Consider the following 441-nt stretch of genomic DNA (forward strand, 5'->3'; position numbering starts at 1 on the left):
ACCAATGGCGTAACCGAAGTGAAATTTGACACTCCATTGAGCTATGCTGATGCCACAGGCAACAACACCACAACGCCAAGCAATGCCGTAAATCTGGTGGGTAGCGATCCAAGCAAACCCGTTACCTTGGGCAATGTTGCCGAAGGGGTGAAAGACACCGATGCCGTTAACGTGGCACAGCTGAATGCAGCCAAAACCAAAGTTCAGGCTGCCGATAACAGCCCCGTAACCGTAACGGGCACAGGTTCCAGCACCGACCCATACAAAGTAGGTGTGAACACCGTTACCCTGACTGCACCAGCCACAGGCACAGATGCAGGCAAAGTAACCGTTCCTACTGGTGCTGATGCAGGCAAACTGGTAACCGCAGGCGATATTGCCAATGCCATCAACAGCAGCGGCTTTAAAGCTACTGCGGGTGGTAACACCACAGGCGCAGCA

At 53.5% G+C, this 441-nt stretch carries 1 pseudogene; it reads left to right on the top strand.

Annotation, left to right across the window (positions count from 1 at the left end):
• Window positions 1-441 (top strand): annotated as a pseudogene (locus MB824_RS10775) (hypothetical protein); the annotation flags it as partial.

It is taken from the genome of Kingella pumchi (assembly GCF_022288825.1).
Classification (GTDB): Bacteria; Pseudomonadota; Gammaproteobacteria; order Burkholderiales; family Neisseriaceae; genus Kingella_D; species Kingella_D pumchi.